This is a genomic window from Nesterenkonia suensis (assembly GCF_054782935.1).
In genome coordinates this window covers 55,860-73,022 of record NZ_BAAGRN010000007.1, presented here as the reverse complement: position 1 = coordinate 73,022, position 17,163 = coordinate 55,860, and the positions used below count along the sequence as shown (strand labels likewise).

Genomic DNA, 17,163 nt, shown 5'->3' with positions numbered 1-17,163 from the left:
TCCCGGGTCGGCCTCGGGCAGGCTCTGGGTCTGCTGCGTCACTGCCACCTGTGTGACTGCCAGCTGTGTCACGCAACGCGCTCACCCGCGTTGTACGGTGGTCTCAGACCGGTCCCAGGAGGGCTGAGCAGGTCCCAGGAGGGAGCACGAGGGAGCATATGGCCGTCACACTGCGCGACGTCGCCCAGCGCGCCGGAGTTTCGATCAAGACGGTCTCCAATGTGGTGCACCAGCGGCAGTACGTGAAGGACTCCACCCGTCAGGTGGTGCAGGAGGCCATCGACGAGTTGGGGTACCGCCCCAACCTGTCGGCCCGCAGTCTGCGCAGCGGACGCTCCGGGGTCATCGGGCTCGCGCTGCCGGAGGTGCGGCTGCCGTATTTCGCCGAGCTCGCCGATTCGGTGATCACCGAGGCCAAGGAGCGCGGGCATACGGTGCTGATCGAGCAGACCGGCGCCGAGGTCTCGTCGGAGCGGGAGCTGCTGCGCAGCCCGCGCCTGCAGCTCACCGATGGTCTGATCTTCAGCCCGCTGGCGCTCTCCCAGGCGGATGTGGACCTTCTCGACGTCGACTACCCGCTGGTGCTGCTGGGGGAGCGGATCTTCGACGGCCCCTGCGACCACGTCGTGATGGACAACGTCGCGGCCGCGCGGGCTGCCACGGAGCACCTTCTTGAGGCCGGATGCCGGCGGATTGCTGTGATTGGTGCCCACCGGGACGAAGATCAGGGCTCGGCGGCGCTGCGGCTGAGCGGGTACGTACAGGCGCTGCAGGCGGCGGGGCTGCCGGTGGAGGAGGAGCTGGTCTCCTATGTGGGGCGGTGGCATCGGCACGACGGTGCGGAGGCGATGCGCGAGCTGCTCGCCTCCGGTGTCGAGGTGGACGGGGTCTTCGGGATGAATGACACGCTCGCCCTGGGGGCGATGAGGGCCCTGCAGGACGCCGGCCGTCGAGTGCCGGAGGACGTCCGGATCATCGGCTTCGACGACCTCGAAGAGACGCGGTACACCGCTCCGACGTTGTCCTCGGTGGATCCCGGGCGGATGGCGATCGCGCAGACGGCGGTCCATGTGCTGCTCGAGCGCATTGAGGAGCGGCTCACCGGAGCCGAGTCTGCGCCTCCTCGGCAGTACACGACCACCTACCGGGTGGTGCCCCGGGAGTCCACGGCCTGAGTGCAGGATCCGGCATGTCGGGGTCCTGGCGGCGCCCGAGCTGGGGCTGCCGTCGGCCCCCGCACGGAGGTCTCTGCCGTCCGCGGCCTTGACGCCCGGGGGTGAGTGGGGCCACCATAGCAGAAGCCACGTTTTCAACGTTGTAATATATTCCAACGATGTAACGCGCTGACCAGACCCTCAGGAAGGACCCCATGACCTCCGCCAGCATCCGCATCGACCCTGACGCCGTCGTCGCCCCTCTGGACCGCCGCATCTTCGGCGGTTTCGTCGAGCATCTCGGCCGTCACGTCTACGACGGCATCTACGAGCCCGGCCACGCCGAGGCCGACGAGCTCGGCTTTCGCCAGGACGTCACCGCCCTGGTCAAGGAGCTGGGGGTCAGCACCATCCGGTACCCCGGGGGCAACTTCGTCTCCGGCTACCGCTGGGAGGACGGCGTCGGGCCCCGCGAGCAGCGCCCGGTCCGCCGAGACCTGGCCTGGCACGCGCTGGAGACCAACCAGGTGGGCCTCAACGAGTTCGCCACCTGGCTGCAGCAGCTGGACAGCGAGCTGATGCTCGCGGTCAACCTCGGCACCCGCGGCATCCAGGAGGCCCTGGACCTGCTGGAGTACACCAACCACCCCTCCGGCACCGCGCTGAGCGACCTGCGTGCCGAGCACGGCTATCCGGACCCGTGGAACGTGACCATGTGGTGCCTGGGCAATGAGATGGACGGCCCCTGGCAGACCGGGTTCATGACCGCCGAGGACTACGGCAAGCTCGCCGCGCGAACGGGTCAGGCCATGAAGGCCGCCCAGCGGGACCTGCAGCTGGTGGCCTGCGGCTCTTCCGGCTCCTCCATGCCGACCTTCGGCGAGTGGGAGCGCACGGTGCTGGAGCACGCCTATGACCACGTGGACTTCATCTCCGCCCACGCCTACTACCAGGAGCGCCGCGGGGACCTGGACTCCTACCTGGCCTCGGCGGTCGACATGCGGTACTTCATCGACACGGTGGTGGCCACCGCCGACCATGTGAAGCATCGCCGCAAGTCGGAGAAGACCATCATGATCTCCTTCGACGAGTGGAACATCTGGTACCTCGACGAGCATCAGGCCTCTGACGAGGTCAACGAGGAGTGGCGCATCGCCCCGCGTCAGCTGGAGGACGTCTACTCGGTGGCCGACGCCGTCGTCTTCGGCTCCCTGCTGATGACCCTGCTGGAGCGCCACGACCGCGTCCGCTCCGCCTCTCTGGCGCAGCTGGTCAACGTGATCGCTCCCATCATGACCGAGCCGGGCGGCCCGGCCTGGAAACAGACCACGTTCTTCCCCTTCTCGGTGACCTCCCGGCTGGCGCAGGGCCGCGTGCTGCGCCCCGAGGTCCACGCCCAGACGGTGGAGTCGACGGTCTACGGGGCCAACTCGGCGGTGGACTGCGTGGCCACCGACGGCGAGGACGGCTCAGCGATCTTCCTGCTCAACCGCAGCCGCGAGGCCGTGGACGTCACCGTGGACATCGCCGCGCTGGAGCGTTCCGGCATCTCGGAGGCCGTGACCCTCTGGGACGAGGACGTCTACGCGAAGAACACGCTGGAGCAGCCGGAGAGGGTCGGCCTGCGGGACGCCGAGGCGGACCTGACCGACGGCGCCCTGACTATCCGCCTGGAGCCGGTCTCCTGGACGGCGGTCGGGCTGCAGTGAGCTGACCCCTGTTGAGCTGGTGCGTTTCGGCCGGAATGGCGCGTCCTGGAGCCTCTTTCGGGCCGAAACGCACCAGCCCAACGGAAAGGATTGAGGAGAGTCGAGATGGACAGCACGACGACGGCGTGGGCGCGTCCGGTCCCCGGCGTCCACTTGGCACCCCACAGTTGGCTGGGGGAGTGGGAGCGGACGAACCGCACCGCGACCCTGCCCCGCTGCCTCGAGTAGCTCGAACGCCGCGGGGCGCTGAACAACCTGCGCCGGGTCACCGGAGAGCACTCCGGACCCCGGGAAGGGTTCCTGTTCTTCGACTCGGATGTGCACAAGGTGCTCGAAGCGATCGGCGGGGAGGCGCAGCGGGCCGCCGAGCGGGGTGAGACGCTCGCGGCCGAGCTGCGGGACTTCACCGTCGACGCCGTCGCCCTGCTGGGCCGCGCCCAGCGCGAGGACGGCTATCTGAACTCCTTCTGCCAGACCGACGGGCGCACTCCCTGGGAGAACATACGCTGACACCACGAGCTGTACTGCCTGGGGCATCTGGCCCAGGCGGCGGTGGCCTGGGCGCTGGTGGATCCGGGGTCCGAGGCGATCGCCCGCGACGCCGCCCTGTCCGCGGCCCGTGACGAGCTCATCGCGCTCACCAGGAGGTTCGCGGACCTGGTGGTGCGGCGATGGCGGGACGGTGAGCCCATCGTCTGCGGGCACGCCGAGGCGGAGTCTGCCCTGGTGGACCTGCATCGGGTGCTGGGCGGCCCGGAGCATCTGGCGCTGGCCGCCGCGATGGTGGAGGCCCGTGGGCATGACACCCTCGGGCCCGACGGCCTCGGGGCCGCCGACTTCCAGGACCATCAGCCGGTGCGCGAGGCTGACGACGCCGCCGGCCACGCGGTGCGCCAGCTGTACCTGCTGACCGGGGCCGTCGACGTCGCCGTGGAGCTCCAGGACGCCGAGCTGCTGGAGGCCGTGGTGCGGCTCTGGGAGTCCGCGCATCGGAGCAAGGCCCATATCACCGGAGGCATGGGCTCCCGGCACCGGGATGAGGCCTTCGGCGATCCCTATGAGATCCCGCCGGACCGCGGCTACGCGGAGACCTGCGCGGCGATCGCCGATTGGATGCTCAGCCGACGGCTGCTGCTGACCACCGGGGACGCCCGCTACGGGGCCGCGATGGACCGCGTGCTCTACAACGCGGTCCGTGCCGCCGTCGATGAGACCGGAACCCGGTTCTTCTACTCCTGCCCGCTGCAGATGCGCACCCACCGCACCGGGGTCCATGAGCAGGCCCCCAGCGGACGGGCCGAGTGGTACGAATGCGCCTGCTGTCCGCCGAACCTGGCCCGGCTGCTCGCCTCGCTGCGCCATGCGGTGGCGGCGCGCACAGCCGAGGGCCGGCTGGCCGTGATCATGCCGGTCTCCGCAGAGGTCCCCGTCGTCGACGACGGCGGCTCCGGATTGCTGACCGTGGACTCGGACCTCCCGTGGGGCGGAGCGCTGCGGCTGCGCTTCACCGGCGACGGCGGGCAGGGTTGCCCGGTCCCGGTGCAGGTGCGGATGCCCGAGGGCGCGGTGCTGGCGCAGGAGGCGGAGCTTCCTGCGGGCGCCGAGGTCGCTGAGGGGTGGCTGCATCTGCCGGCGGGGCTGACCTCAGCGGCAGTGGATGTCGAGCTGCCCGTGGTGCTGCGTCGTCCCCATCACCGGGCCGACGCCCTGCGTGGGCAGCGCGCCGTGACGCGCGGGCCGGCCGTCTATGCGCTGGAGTCGCGGGACCTGCCGCCGACGGTCCTGGAGGTAGGGTTCCAGCTGGAGGACGTCGAACTGGAGGCCCCGAGGAGGGCGGCATGCTCCCCGCGGTGAGCGGCGAGATCCTCGGCGTGCCCGCCGTCGTCGTGCCGCTCCGAGCCCGGCGGGAGGCGGAGGGGGAGCTGTACCCGCCGGTGACGGACGCCGTCGGGGTCGGCGAGCGGTTCACCGCTCGGCTGGTGCCCTTCGGGCTGTGGGGCAACCGGGGCGACGGCGCCATGCGTGTCTGGGTTCCGGCGCCAGATCCCCGTTGAGCTGGTGCGTTTTGGCCGCAATGAGCGGATCTGAGGCCGCATTCGGGCTGAAACGCACCAGCTCAACCGGGACGGCTCCGCTGTGAACTCCGGCACCTGCAGGAATCAATGCCTTCTGGCCGTGGTTGCTCGCCACCGGAACGTCCCGTCTCGGTGAAAGGACCGTGCTGATGACCATCGCCGTCCAGGAGAAGCTCTTCTCCGCCCTGTCCCTCGGCTCCCTCGAGCTGCGCAGCCGCCTCGCCATGGCTCCGCTGACCCGGCTCCGCGCCGACGACGACGGCGTGCCCACCGACCTGCAGGTCGAGCACTACGCCCAGCGCGCTTCCCTGGGCATGATCATCACCGAAGGCACCTGGCCGGTGCGTGAGGGCCGCACCTGGACCGGCCAGCCCGGCATCGAGACCCAGGCGCACATCGACGGCTGGAAGAAGGTCACCGAGGCCGTCCACGCCGCCGGCGGCACCATCGTCCTGCAGATCATGCACGGCGGCCGGATCTCGCATGAGCTGTTCACCGGCACGGGGCGCATCGTGGCCCCGAGCGCGCTCGCCGCCCCCGGAGAGATCCGCACCCCCGAGGGCAAGAAGGACCATCCGGTTCCGCACGCCCTGACCGCCGACGAGATCCCGGACATCATCGACGCGTTCGTCCAGGGGGCGCGCCACGCCGTCGCCGCCGGGTTCGACGGCGTCCAGATCCACGGCGCCAACGGCTATCTGCTCCATCAGTTCACCTCTCCGACCTCGAACCTGCGCGAGGACACCTACGGCGGCAGTCCGGAGAACCGGGCGCGGCTGTCCGTGGAGGTCACCCGTGCCGTGGCCGAGGCCATCGGGGCCGAGCGCACCAGTATCCGGCTCTCCCCGCAGCACGACATCCAGGGAGCCCTCGAGAGCGATGACGCCGACGCACTGGCCACCTACACCGCCCTCGCCGAAGGGCTCGCGCCGCTGGGCCTGTCCTTCGTGGACGTGCTCTCCGCCGACCTGCCCGGTGAGCTCGTCCAGACCATCCGGCGGATCACCGGCGCCCCGCTGGTGGGCAACAGCGGCTTCGCGGTGCCCACCACGCGCGAGGAGGCGCTGCGGCTGCTCGCCGAGGAGACGGTCGACGTCGTCGCGGTCGGCCGGGCTGCCATCGCCAATCCGGACCTGCTGCGCCGTTGGGAGGAGGGCCTCGGAGAGAACGAGACCCGCCCGGAGACCTTCTACGCCGGAGGCGCCCGCGGGTACACCGACTACCCCGCCTGGCAGGGCTGATCTCCTCTCGTGGTTGAGCTGGTGCGTTTCGGCCGGAATGGGCGCTTATTCATCGGCTTTCCGGCCGAAACGCACCAGCTCAACCCGACGGGTGGAAGAGACCAGGTGTTGACGCGGGCACCCTCCCCAGCGGTGTGATGGAGACATGCCCATCACCGAGTTCCTCGAGAAGCCGCTTCCGGAGCTGCGTCTGGCCGCCCGCACCGCCACGGTGTCTGACCAGGCTCAGGTCGGCGGGCACATCGGTCCCTCGTTCGCCGCTGTCGCGGAGGTCATCGGTGACTCTCCTGGTGCCCTGGACACGCCGGTCGCCTGTTACACCTCCGAGACTGACGGCCTGAGGATCGTGGTCGGCTATGCCTATGACGGCGAGCCGCACGAGGCCTTCAGCATCGTGCACCTGGCCGGGCAGGAGCATGCGCTGTGCACGGCGCACCACGGCCCGGTCACCGGCATCCATGAGAGCTGGCAGGCGCTGCATGCCGAGATGGTGTCCCGCGGGCTGGAGCCTTCCGGGCCGTGCCGGGAGCTGTACGTCCGTGCCGAGTCCGAGGACCAGCACGACTGGATCACCGAGCTGCAGCAGCCGGTGCGCGACGCCGGCTGAGCAGAGCGGTCGAGGACCGGCGTCGTCGGAGGTCCCACATGTGACCGATCACACACTGTTCTGGCAGACTGGCGGAATGACCTCGCTGTTCACGCCGCCTGCGCCCGGGCGCACCTCCGATCCAACCCTCGCTCACCGCCGTGCTCAGGTGACGGTGACACTGACAGGCGACGACGGCGCCCCGCTGGCTGGCCGCGACGTCACCATCCGGCAGGCCTCCCAGGACTTCGGATTCGGGTGCATCGGCTTTGAGCTGCTGGACCACATCATCGGCGAATCCCAGGACCCTGACTACGATGCCGGGCTGGCCGAGCACTGGCTGGCGGTGTTCAACCGCGCCACCCTGCCCTTCTACTGGGGCATGTTCGAGCCCGAGCGGGGCAGGCCTCGTACCGAGCGGCTGCTGGCTGGGGCGCGGTGGTTCGCCCAGCGCGGCATCGAGGTCAGGGGCCACCCGCTGGTCTGGCACACGGTGGCCGCCCCGTGGCTGCTGGACCTGGAGGTGGACGAGATCGAGCGCGCCCAGCGGGACCGTATCCGCCGCGACGTCTCCGAGTTCGCCGGGCTCATCGACACCTGGGACGCCATCAACGAGGTGGTCATCATGCCGGTGTTCACCGCCGAGGACAACGGCATCACCCGGTTGGCGCATGAGCGTGGCCGCCTCGAGATGGTCCGCCTCGCCTTCGAGGAGGCTCGGGCCGCGAACCCGGACGCCACGCTGCTGCTCAACGACTTCGACATGTCCACCGCCTACGAGTGCCTCATCGAGGGCGTGCTGGAGGCCGGCGTCCGCATCGACAGGCTGGGCCTGCAGTCCCATATGCACCAGGGTGCCTGGGGCGAGGAGAAGACTCTCGAGGTGCTGGACCGGTTCTCCCGCTACGGGATCCCGATCCACTTCACGGAGACCACGATCCTCTCCGGGGACCTGATGCTCGGCCACATCCGCGACCTCAACGACTGGCAGGTGGACCACTGGCCCACCACCGACGACGGCGAGCAGCGGCAGGCCGAGGACCTCGAGCAGCACTACAGGACGCTCTACTCCCACCCCTCAGTGGAGTCCATCACCTACTGGGGGCTGCCGGACCGCGGCATGTGGCTCGGCGCGCCGGGTGGGCTGCTGCGTTCCGACGGCTCGCCCAAACCTGCCTATCACCGGCTCAAGACGCTCGTCACCGAAGAGTGGCGGACTCCTGAGTCCACGGTCCGCACCGACGACGCCGGCCGCCTGCGCTTCGAAGCTTTCCTCGGGGAGCATGAGCTCACTATCGGCAGGGCCAGTGTGGCCGTCGACGTGGACGCCTCGGGGGAGGCGGCCGCCGACGTCGTGGTGCGTTGAGGACGGGTCTGGTTCCGTGGTGAGTTCCTCCCCACTCGACGGTGGGAGCGGGCGCCGTCAGGCAGTCAGCTGAGCTCCTTGGCGAAGAACACCTCGGCGTCGGGACTATCGTTGTAGCGATCGATGCGTCGGTACCCGGCTCGCTCGTAGAAGGCGATCGCCTCACCGAGTGCGCTGTGGGTGTCCAGGAGCACCCTGCGGTGCCCGGCGACTCCAGCCATCTCCTCGAGTCGACGGACCAGCTGAGAGGCGAGGCCGACGCCTCGCCTCTGCGGGGCGACCCACAGCCGCTTGATCTCTGCGGCGCCGTCGATGATCGCCCCGGCGCGGCCGACGGCGGGCCGGATCCCTCCATAGGCCACCGACCGGTTCTCACACACCGCCACCAGATACCGGGAGCCGGGCTCCGGGGCGTCCAGCGGGCCAGGGGCGAAGCCGAACCGGTCGTGCAGCTCGGTCACATAGGCCCGCTGCGCCTCTCGGGCCAGCGGGTCGTCCACGCTGACCTCCCGCAGCTCCACCGGAGAGAGCGGCTTCTTGAACCCCACATGCGAGGGCGTGTACCCGATGCGCTCGTAGAAGCGGTGGGCGTCCTCGCGGACGGCGTCGGAGGTCAGCTGCGCCAGCCCGCAGCCGCGGGTGAGGCCGCGCTCCTCGGCATATCTCACCATCTGCTCCCCGATGCGCTGGCCGCGCAGACTCCGGTCCACTCGGACGGCCTCCACGTGCAGGCGGGTGATGCCGTGGCGCGCAATGCCGGGGATGAAGGTCAGCTGCATGACGCCGACGACGTCGCCGTCGATCTCCGCGACGATCAGCTCGTCGTTCGGGCTCGCGGCGACGGCGTCGAACCCTCGCTCATGCGCCTGAGAGTATGTGCCGGTGCGGTCGGCGGCCACGGCGTCGTCCCGGATCAGCTCGACGATCCGGGGCAGATCCTCCCGGGTCGCCTCGCGGAAGCGCAGTGTGGGGTGCGCGGCAGCATTCGTCACGTGACGACGATAGACCGCCGACGTCGAGCCGGCAACGGCGGAGCCGGTGAGCTGCGGCCGAGGTCGGTGCTACCGTGAGCCATCAGCTGGTCAGAGACCGGAGGAGGACGTCCATGGCGCTGATCGCCGTCACAGGAGCGACCGGATACATCGGTGGCCGACTCGTGCCTCAGCTGCTCGCAGCCGGCCATACGGTGCGGGTGCTGACCCGGCGAGCGGAATCATTGCGGGACGTGCCCTGGCGTGACGAGGTGGAGGTCGTGCAGGGTGATCTCTCCGAGGCCGATCCGGCCCGGAGGCTGTGCGCCGATGCTGACGTGGTCTACTTCCTGGTCCATTCCATGACCGGCGGGAAGGACTTCGCCGCCACGGACAAGCAGTGCGCCGACACCGTGGGGGAGGCCGCAGTCCAGGCGGGTGTCCGTCTGGTGGTCTACCTCTCGGGCCTGCACCCGGACGGTGAGCTCAGCCCCCACCTGCGGTCGCGTGTCGAGGTCGGCGAGATCCTGGAAGCCAGTGGAGTTCCGACCCTCACGCTGCAGGCGGGGCTGGTCATCGGTTCGGGCTCGGCCAGTTTCGAGATGATCCGGCACCTGACTGACGTACTGCCCGTCATGCCTTCGCCTCGCTGGGTGATGAACCGCATCCAACCCATCGCAGTCCGTGACGCGCTCCACTATCTGACCCGTGCCGCCGACGTCGACCTGTCGGCCAGCCGACGGTGCGACATCGGAGGTCCCGATGTGCACACCTATGCCGACCTGATGAAGACCTATGCTCGCGCCGCCGGGCTCCGCGAGCCCACCGTGCTGCCGCTGCCGGTGCTGACCCCCTGGCTGGCGGCGCAGTGGGTCAACCTCGTCACGCCTATCCCGCGCTCCCTGGCGATCCCGCTGGTCCAGTCGCTCCAACACGACTGCGTGGTCCAGGAGCGGGGGATCGACGAGCTCATCGCACCCCCGGAGGCTGGGCTGACCCGCTACCGGGTCGCTGTGGACCTCGCGTTGGAGAAGATGACCGCCGACCGGGTGGAGACCACGTGGGCGGCCGCACATCCGTTGGAGGCGCCCTCCGAGCCGCTGCCGTCCGATCCCGAGTGGTCCGGGCGCACCGTGCTCAGTGATGAACGGGCGGTCCGGACCACAGCCCCACCACAGGAGGTCTTCGCTGTGGTGCAGGGGATCGGCGGCGAGAAGGGGTACTTCTCGCTGTCGAAGGCCTGGCGGCTGCGCGGCTACGCCGACAAGATCATCGGGGGTGTGGGTCTGGGGCGAGGGCGCCGCAGCAGAGAGACTCTGCAGCTGGGCGACGTGGTCGACTGGTGGCGAGTGGAGCGGCTGGACCCCGGGCGTCTGCTGCGCCTGCGTGCGGAGATGAAGGTCCCCGGCCAGGCGTGGCTGGAGTTCACGGTCGAGCCGGAGGCCGACGGCGGATCCACGTACACGCAGCGCGCGATCTTCTTCCCGTCCGGGTTGGCCGGGCGACTCTACTGGTTGGCGCTGACCCCGTTCCATGCGGTGATCTTCCGGAACATGGCCGCGCGGCTCACTGCTGAGGCGGAGGCTCGGTCGCGCACAGAGCGTCGAGGAACCTGATCACGACCTCTCGCTCGTCAGGGGAGAGTGCCGCCGCGGCGTGGAACCGGCCGGCGTGGCTGCGCCCGACAGACTCGCGGGCGACGCGCTGGGTCTGCTCGGTGACTTCGATGGCGGTGCTGCGCCGATCCTCCGGATGGGGCAGTCGGCGGATGTGATCGTGGCCGGCCAGCCGATCCAGCATCTTCGTCACCGATGCTGTGGAGACGCCCAGGTGCCGGGCGAGGTCGCTCGGAGTGGCGAGTCGGTCGTGCCGCTGGGCGGCGATGATGTAACGCAGGGCTCGCATGTCGGTCTCGCCCAGCTTCATGTACTTCCGTGAGGCTTCGCTCATCCTGCGCTCCACAGCGCGCCAGCGGCGCATGGCCTCCAGCACCGCGACGATCTGGTCCATCTCCTCCTCGTCGACGTGCGCATGGGGCACGATCTCCCCGTCAGGGTCCATCACGCGGGGGTCGATCATGGAGGAGTCCTCGGGGCGGTCGGAGGGGTCGGTGGGGTGCGTCATGGAGATACCTCGGTTATGATTAGCCAAGTTAGATACTAGATAGGCTAGATGATTGGCGTGACGTATGGATGACCATCGAGCAGAGCACGTGGTGCTCGTCGCTCCGGACGGGCGACCCCTCGGGACGGCCCTGAAGAGTGCAGTGCACACGACGGACACGCCGCTGCACAGAGGCTTCTCCTGCCATCTCACGGATCCTCTCGGTCAGGTGCTGGTCACACGACGTGCGCTGACCAAACGTACCTGGCCCGGCGTCTGGACCAACTCCTTCTGCGGCCACCCCGCCCCGGGAGAGACCCTGGAGGAGGCCGTGGTGCGCCACGCACGCCACGAGCTGAACGTCGAGGTGACGGACACGACGTCGGTGCTGCCCGACTTCTCCTATCGTGCCGTCGACGCCTCCGGCGTGGTGGAGCACGAGATCTGTCCCGTCGTCACCGCCACCCTGCACGGAGACCCGGCGCCGAACCCGGACGAGGTCCTCGACTGGAGATGGACTTCCACCGATCAGCTGCGCGCCGCTGTCGACTCCGCGCCATGGGCCTTCAGCCCGTGGTTGGTCCTGCAGGTGCCTCAGATGGCGCTCTACGCGAGTGCCGGCGAGTCCCCGTACGCCCCAGAGGACTCGCCATGAGTGCAGACTCCGGGGTGAGCGGACTGACCCTGTACACGCAGGCGGCGCAGAGCGCGGCATCGCGTGTCATCGACGAGTACTCCACGTCCTTCGGCACCGCGACACGCCTGTTGCCGGCCAGCACCCGTGCCGGCATCCGCAGCATCTACTCGCTGGTCCGCGTGGCCGATGAGATCGTCGACGGCACCGCCGAAGAAGCCGGGCTCGACGCTGGCCGCCGAGGCGAGGTGCTCAACACCCTCGAGGCCGAAACGATCTCCGCCATGGGCACCGGCTTCAGCAGCAACCTCATTGTGCACGCCTTCGCCTCCGCGGCCCGTGCCGCCGGCGTCGAGAAGGCTCTGGTGCAGGCCTTCTTCCGGTCCATGCGGCGCGACCTGGAGCCGGTCCACTCGCTGAGCCAGGAGCAGTACCGACGGTATGTCCACGGCTCGGCCGAGGCAGTGGGACTGATGTGCCTGCGGGTCTTCCTGCAGGACGCGGCCCCGCCCGCGGACCAGATGACCCAGCTTGAGACGGGTGCGGTCCGGCTGGGTGCCGCCTTCCAGAAGATCAACTTCCTCCGAGATCTGCACGAGGACGCTGAACAGCTCGGCAGGGCCTACTTCCCCGGTGCCGTGCCGGGTGAGCTCAGCGAAGCCCGCAAGATCGAGATCCTCGCGGACATCGAGGCCGACCTCGGGGCGGCCCGTCGCGCGATCCCCCTGCTGCCCCCGGGAGCGCGTCGTGCCACCGATCTTGCCACGCGGCTCTTCGAAGAGGTCGCCGCACGGCTGCGGCGCACGTCCGTCGCTGAGCTGCAGCGGCGGCGGGTCTCCGTGCCGCGGCGAGTCAGGATGCAGCTGCTTCTGCAGGCCCTGCTCCCCGCGGTACGGGGAGGACTTCGGTGAGCCCGGCCCGCGGCCAGCGGGCCGAGGGGGCGCGCACCGCCGTCGTCATCGGCGGAGGCTTCGCGGGTCTGGCCACCGCCGCCCTGTTGGCTCGCGACGGCCTGGACGTGACGCTGGTCGAGGCGCATGCCGAGCTCGGAGGTCGAGCGGGGCAATGGCATCACGAGGGCTTCCGCTTCGAGACCGGCCCCTCGTGGTTCCTGATGCCCGAGATCTTCGACCGCTTCTTCGCGGAGCTGGGGACCTCCACCGAGGAGCAGCTCGAACTGCTTCCGTTGGACCCCGCCTACCGGGTCTTCTTCGAGGACGACCCGGTCCCCTTCGACCTGCCGGCCGACGACTCGCTGCAGGCGCTGCAGGCCTTGGAAACGCCCCCTGGACGTGTGCCCGAGTACCTGAGTTCGGCCGCACGGATCAGTCGCCTGGCCACGGAGCGCCTGCTCTACTCCAGCTACGAGCGACCGTCCGACTTCGTGGATCCGGCGCTGCTCGGCCGGCTGCCGACTCTGCTGCGGATGCTCACCGAGCCGCTCGAGTCGTTCATCGCCCGTCATACCGACGACCCTCGGGTGCGACAGATCCTGGGCTACCCCGCGGTGTTCCTCGGAACCTCGCCGCGCTCCGCACCGAGCCTGTACCACCTGATGAGTCACCTCGACATCAACCAGCAGGTGCTGCACCCCCGTGGCGGGTTCAGCGCGGTGGTGCGGGCGGTGGCGGGACTCGCCGAGGCTCAGCGAGCCCGGCTGCGGACCCGTTGCCGGGTGCGGCACATCGCCGCCGCACGGGGGCATGTGACGGGGGTCCATATCAGCCGATCCGATGGGCGGCCCGAGTTCCTCCCGGCAGACGTGGTGGTCTCCACGGCCGACATGCACCACACCGAGACCGCCCTGCTGTCTCCGGAGCACCGCACCCGATCGCCCAGGTCCTGGCGACGCCGGGACCCGGGCCCCGGGGCAGTGCTGGCCCTGCTCGGCGTGCGGGGCGCCCTGCCCGAACTGGCCCATCACTCGTTGTTCTTCACCCGGGACTGGCAGAGAGGATTCGACGAGATCTCCGGCGCGCGGCCCGCTGGCGGACCACCGCGCTCCCTGTATGTGTGCCGGCCCAGTGCGACCGACGACGTCGCCCCGCCCGACCACGAGAACCTCTTCGTGCTGCTGCCGACCCGTGCTGACCCGGCCCTGGGTGCCGGAGGTGTCGACGGCGCCGGAGACCTCCCCGTGGAGCAGATGGTCGACGAGTCCATCCGGCAGATCGCGGACTGGGCCGGAATCGACGACCTCGCCTCCCGCATCGTAGTGCGACGCTCCATCGGACCGGCCGACTTCGCCCGCGACTTCGGAGCCTGGCGCGGCGGAGCGCTGGGTCCCGCCCACACGCTGCGGCAGAGCGCCTTCCTCCGAGGCCCCGTCCGCTCTCGGAAGTTGAACGGCCTCTTCTACGGAGGAGCCACGACCATGCCTGGCATCGGCGTGCCGATGTGCCTGATCAGCGCTGAGCTCGTGCGCAGCTCCCTGCGGGGTGGGCGCCCGGCTCGCCCGGAGGCGCTCACCGGGGGTGTCCATGCCTGAGACGCTGATGAGCATGGCCTACCTGATCGCTCTGCTGGTCTCCTGGGGCTGCATCCTCCTGGTGGATGCCCGCTTCAGGCTGTTCCTCTTCCGGAACCCCCTGCGGGCCGGAGCCGTCCTGGCCCTCGGAACGGTGTTCTTCCTGGCCTGGGACCTGGCCGGGATCGCCCTGGGCGTGTTCCTCCACGGGCCCGCCCCCTTCATGACCGGCGTCATGCTGGCCCCCGAGCTGCCACTGGAGGAGCTCATCTTTCTGCTGTTCCTGTGCCACCTGGCCATGGTGGTCACCCTGGGGTCTCAGCAGCTGCTGACCGGGAGGGAGCGCTCATGACCGAATGGACGTACCTTCTGCTGTGCCTGGTGTTCCTGGGGGTCGCCGTCACGGTTGCGTCAGCGGCCGCCGGAGTGCGGTCCCGGCGGGGGCGCCCTGCGGCCGACGGCACGGGTCGGCTCATGCCGGCGGCCGCGCTCGGCGGACTCGTGCTGGTGCTGCTGACGGCGGTCTTCGACAACCTCATGATCGCTGTGGGGCTGTTCAGCTATGCGGAGGAGAGCATCTCTGGACTGCGTCTCGGGCTGGCACCGATCGAGGACTTCGCCTACCCGGTGGCCGCCGTGATCCTGCTGCCTGCGCTCTGGGCCCTGCTCGAGCCGCGCCGGAGCCAGAAGGAGGCCGCATGACAGCTGATCTGCTGCGGGCCTCCCGTCCGCTGAGCTGGATCAACACGGCCTACCCCTTCGCCGCCGCCTGGCTGCTCGCCGGCGGAGGCCTGGAACCCGCGCTGATCGTCGGCACCGTGTTCTTCCTGGTGCCGTACAACCTCGCGCTCTACGGCATCAACGACGTCTACGACTACGCCTCAGATCAGGCCAACCCACGCAAGGGCGGCGCGGAGGGAGCCCTGCTGGACGTCCGGCACCACCGGCCCCTGCTGGTGATCAGTGCGGCCGCGGTTCTGCCGTTCGTGGTCGTGCTGGTGCTCCTCGGCGACCCCGTCTCCTGGGCGGTGCTGGGCGTGAGCCTGGCGGCGCTGGTGGCGTACTCGGCTCCGCCGCTGCGCACCAAAGAGATCCCGGTGCTCGACTCGTTGACCTCCAGTCTGCACTTCGTCACGCCTGCCGCCTACGGTCTTGCCCTGGTCGGCGCGGACCTCGACGTCGTGGTGGTCTGCGCGCTGGGGGCCTTCCTGCTCTGGGGGATGGCCAGCCACGCCTTCGGCGCGGTCCAGGACATCGGGCCGGACCGCGCCGCGGGAATCAGTTCGATCGGCACGGTGTTCGGCGCCCGTCGGACCGTCAGGTTCGCGCTGGCGCTCTGGGCCGCCGCCGGAGTGATCGTGATCGGGACGGGATGGCCCGGTGCGCTCGCCGGACTGCTGGTGCTGCCCTATGTGGCCCTGGCCCTGCCCCACCGGTCGCTCACCGATGCCGAGGCTGCTCAGGCGCACCGGGGCTGGAGGCATTTCCTCCGGCTGAACTATGCCGCCGGCGCGGCGCTGACCATCCTGCTCATCCAGGCCGCATGACCGCCACATCGAACTCATCACCTTGACACGTCCCGACACGTCCCGAGACGTCTGAGACACCCGAGAGAAGGAGCACCATCATGTCTGACACGCACCCCAGCTCCCCGCAGCCGGGGGAGACCTCGTCTGCCGCGGTCCGTCCCGGCGAAGTCCCCTTCGCCACCGAAGCGTCGGCTGACGGGCCACCGCATGTGACCACGGCCCAGGACTACGACGCCGTCCTGCTCGCCGGCTTCGGCGGCCCGGAAGGTCAGGAGGACGTCATCCCGTTCCTGCGCAATGTGACCCGCGGCCGGGGCATCCCCGATGAGCGGCTGGAGGAGGTCGCCACGCACTACCGGCACTTCGGCGGGGTGAGTCCCATCAACGAGCACAACCGCCAGCTGCGTCAGGCCATCGAGGAGGAGATGCGCGCCCGCGGCCTGCAGCTGCCCGTCTACTGGGGCAACCGCAACTGGGCGCCCTACCTGGAGGACACGGTGAAACAGGCCGCCGAGGCCGGCCACACCCGTCTGCTGGCGGTGGCCACCAGCGCCTACAGCTCCTACTCCTCCTGCCGCCAGTACCGCGAGGACTTCGCCCGTGCTGTGCTGGACACCGGCCTGGCCGGCGTCGTGCGCATCGACAAGGTGCGGCAGTTCTTCGACGTGCCCGGCTTCGTCCAGCCCTTCGCCGAGGGCGTGGCCGAGGCCGTCCGCGGCTTCGCCGCCGAAGGCCTCACCGGCGGGCAGGTCCGGGTGCTGTTCGCCACCCACTCCATCCCGACCGCCGATGCGGAGCGCTCCGGACCCCGTGAGCTGGGGCTCGGCGACGGCGGGGCCTACGCCGCCCAGCACCGCGCCGTGGGCCGGCAGATCATGGAGCAGCTGCGCGAGGAGGGAGCCGCGGAGGAGACCACCGCCTGGGAGCTGGTGTACCAGTCCCGCTCCGGCCCGCCCTCGCAGCCATGGCTGGAGCCGGACGTCTGCGACCGGATCGCCGAGCTCCCGGGCGAGGGTGTGCGGGCCGTCATCGTGGTCCCGCTGGGATTCCTCAGCGACCACATGGAGGTCCTGTGGGACCTGGACGAAGAAGCCATGGAGGCCGCCGAGCAGGCCGGTCTGCGTGCCGTACGCACCCCCACCCCGGGCGTCCATGAGGCCTTCGTCGCCAGCCTGGTGGACCTGCTCGAGGAGCGCATGCAGGCTGTCCCGACAGCCGACCGGCCGCATGTCACGGACCTCGGGCCCTGGTACGACGTCTGCCGGCCCGAGTGCTGCGAGAACGTCCGCCGGGGGTTCAGCCCCGCCGCGGCTGGGGTGGCGCCGTAG

Annotated in this window: 18 protein-coding genes; 16 read left to right on the top strand and 2 right to left on the bottom strand. The window is 69.9% G+C overall.

Annotation, left to right across the window (positions count from 1 at the left end; translation table 11 throughout):
- Window positions 1–158: 158 nt before the first annotated feature.
- The 8 genes from ACYVKI_RS08120 to ACYVKI_RS08085 all read left to right on the top strand — a co-directional run bounded on the left by ACYVKI_RS08120 (window position 159) and on the right by ACYVKI_RS08085 (window position 8,131).
- The gene (locus ACYVKI_RS08120; protein ID WP_460689847.1) at window positions 159–1,175 is read left to right on the top strand and encodes a LacI family DNA-binding transcriptional regulator; all 1,017 of its coding nucleotides are present in this window, start codon (window positions 159–161) and stop codon (window positions 1,173–1,175) included.
- Window positions 1,176–1,369: 194 nt separating this feature from the next.
- The gene (arfA, locus tag ACYVKI_RS08115; RefSeq protein WP_460689846.1) at window positions 1,370–2,863 is read left to right on the top strand and encodes an arabinosylfuranosidase ArfA; all 1,494 of its coding nucleotides are present in this window, start codon (window positions 1,370–1,372) and stop codon (window positions 2,861–2,863) included.
- Window positions 2,864–3,181: 318 nt separating this feature from the next.
- A complete protein-coding gene (locus ACYVKI_RS08110; RefSeq protein ID WP_460689845.1) occupies window positions 3,182–3,373 on the top strand; it encodes a hypothetical protein in 192 nt (63 codons plus the stop codon).
- A gap of 9 nt (window positions 3,374–3,382) precedes the next feature.
- Entirely contained in the window at window positions 3,383–4,717 is a 1,335-nt protein-coding gene (locus ACYVKI_RS08105) for a glycoside hydrolase family 127 protein (RefSeq protein ID WP_460689906.1), read from the top strand.
- Window positions 4,702–4,917 (top strand): hypothetical protein, encoded by a 216-nt coding sequence (locus ACYVKI_RS08100; protein ID WP_460689844.1) that lies wholly within the window; start codon window positions 4,702–4,704, stop codon window positions 4,915–4,917. The genes ACYVKI_RS08105 and ACYVKI_RS08100 overlap by 16 nt, the downstream gene beginning before the upstream one ends.
- Before the next feature lie 170 nt (window positions 4,918–5,087).
- Window positions 5,088–6,179 (top strand): alkene reductase, encoded by a 1,092-nt coding sequence (locus ACYVKI_RS08095; RefSeq protein WP_460689843.1) that lies wholly within the window; start codon window positions 5,088–5,090, stop codon window positions 6,177–6,179.
- A 145-nt stretch (window positions 6,180–6,324) separates the two neighbouring features.
- Entirely contained in the window at window positions 6,325–6,786 is a 462-nt protein-coding gene (locus tag ACYVKI_RS08090; protein ID WP_460689842.1) for a GyrI-like domain-containing protein, read from the top strand.
- A gap of 154 nt (window positions 6,787–6,940) precedes the next feature.
- A complete protein-coding gene (locus ACYVKI_RS08085; protein WP_460689841.1) occupies window positions 6,941–8,131 on the top strand; it encodes an endo-1,4-beta-xylanase in 1,191 nt (396 codons plus the stop codon).
- Between the two features lie 65 nt (window positions 8,132–8,196).
- Here the strand turns inward: ACYVKI_RS08085 and ACYVKI_RS08080 are convergent, their stop codons facing one another.
- Window positions 8,197–9,123: a GNAT family N-acetyltransferase gene (locus tag ACYVKI_RS08080; protein WP_460689840.1), complete on the bottom strand. Its 927-nt coding sequence runs from the start codon at window positions 9,121–9,123 to the stop codon at window positions 8,197–8,199.
- 113 nt (window positions 9,124–9,236) lie between these two features.
- On the opposite strand from ACYVKI_RS08080, the gene ACYVKI_RS08075 reads away from it, so the two are divergent.
- The gene (locus tag ACYVKI_RS08075) at window positions 9,237–10,718 is read left to right on the top strand and encodes an SDR family oxidoreductase (RefSeq protein WP_460689839.1); all 1,482 of its coding nucleotides are present in this window, start codon (window positions 9,237–9,239) and stop codon (window positions 10,716–10,718) included.
- On the opposite strand, the gene ACYVKI_RS08070 is transcribed toward ACYVKI_RS08075, so the two are convergent.
- Window positions 10,669–11,226: a MarR family winged helix-turn-helix transcriptional regulator gene (locus tag ACYVKI_RS08070; protein WP_460689838.1), complete on the bottom strand. Its 558-nt coding sequence runs from the start codon at window positions 11,224–11,226 to the stop codon at window positions 10,669–10,671. The two genes, ACYVKI_RS08075 and ACYVKI_RS08070, sit on opposite strands and share 50 nt — an antisense overlap.
- A gap of 64 nt (window positions 11,227–11,290) precedes the next feature.
- Here ACYVKI_RS08070 and idi point away from each other — a divergent pair, with 64 nt between their 5' ends.
- The 7 genes from idi (at window position 11,291) to ACYVKI_RS08035 (ending at window position 17,163) form a co-directional block, all read left to right on the top strand.
- Window positions 11,291–11,860 (top strand): isopentenyl-diphosphate Delta-isomerase, encoded by a 570-nt coding sequence (gene idi / locus ACYVKI_RS08065; protein ID WP_460689837.1) that lies wholly within the window; start codon window positions 11,291–11,293, stop codon window positions 11,858–11,860.
- A complete protein-coding gene (locus tag ACYVKI_RS08060) occupies window positions 11,857–12,750 on the top strand; it encodes a phytoene/squalene synthase family protein (protein WP_460689836.1) in 894 nt (297 codons plus the stop codon). The genes idi and ACYVKI_RS08060 overlap by 4 nt, the downstream gene beginning before the upstream one ends.
- Window positions 12,747–14,327: a phytoene desaturase family protein gene (gene crtI, locus ACYVKI_RS08055; RefSeq protein WP_460689835.1), complete on the top strand. Its 1,581-nt coding sequence runs from the start codon at window positions 12,747–12,749 to the stop codon at window positions 14,325–14,327. The genes ACYVKI_RS08060 and crtI overlap by 4 nt, the downstream gene beginning before the upstream one ends.
- Window positions 14,320–14,658 carry a lycopene cyclase domain-containing protein gene (locus tag ACYVKI_RS08050; protein WP_460689834.1) on the top strand — a complete coding sequence of 113 codons (339 nt, stop codon included), beginning with the start codon at window positions 14,320–14,322 and terminating at the stop codon, window positions 14,656–14,658. Before crtI ends, ACYVKI_RS08050 begins: the two co-directional genes overlap by 8 nt.
- Window positions 14,655–15,008 (top strand): lycopene cyclase domain-containing protein, encoded by a 354-nt coding sequence (locus ACYVKI_RS08045; RefSeq protein ID WP_460689833.1) that lies wholly within the window; start codon window positions 14,655–14,657, stop codon window positions 15,006–15,008. Before ACYVKI_RS08050 ends, ACYVKI_RS08045 begins: the two co-directional genes overlap by 4 nt.
- Window positions 15,005–15,853: a prenyltransferase gene (locus tag ACYVKI_RS08040; protein WP_460689832.1), complete on the top strand. Its 849-nt coding sequence runs from the start codon at window positions 15,005–15,007 to the stop codon at window positions 15,851–15,853. Before ACYVKI_RS08045 ends, ACYVKI_RS08040 begins: the two co-directional genes overlap by 4 nt.
- A gap of 80 nt (window positions 15,854–15,933) precedes the next feature.
- Window positions 15,934–17,163, top strand: coding sequence for a ferrochelatase (locus tag ACYVKI_RS08035; protein WP_460689831.1), 1,230 nt, complete (start codon window positions 15,934–15,936; stop codon window positions 17,161–17,163).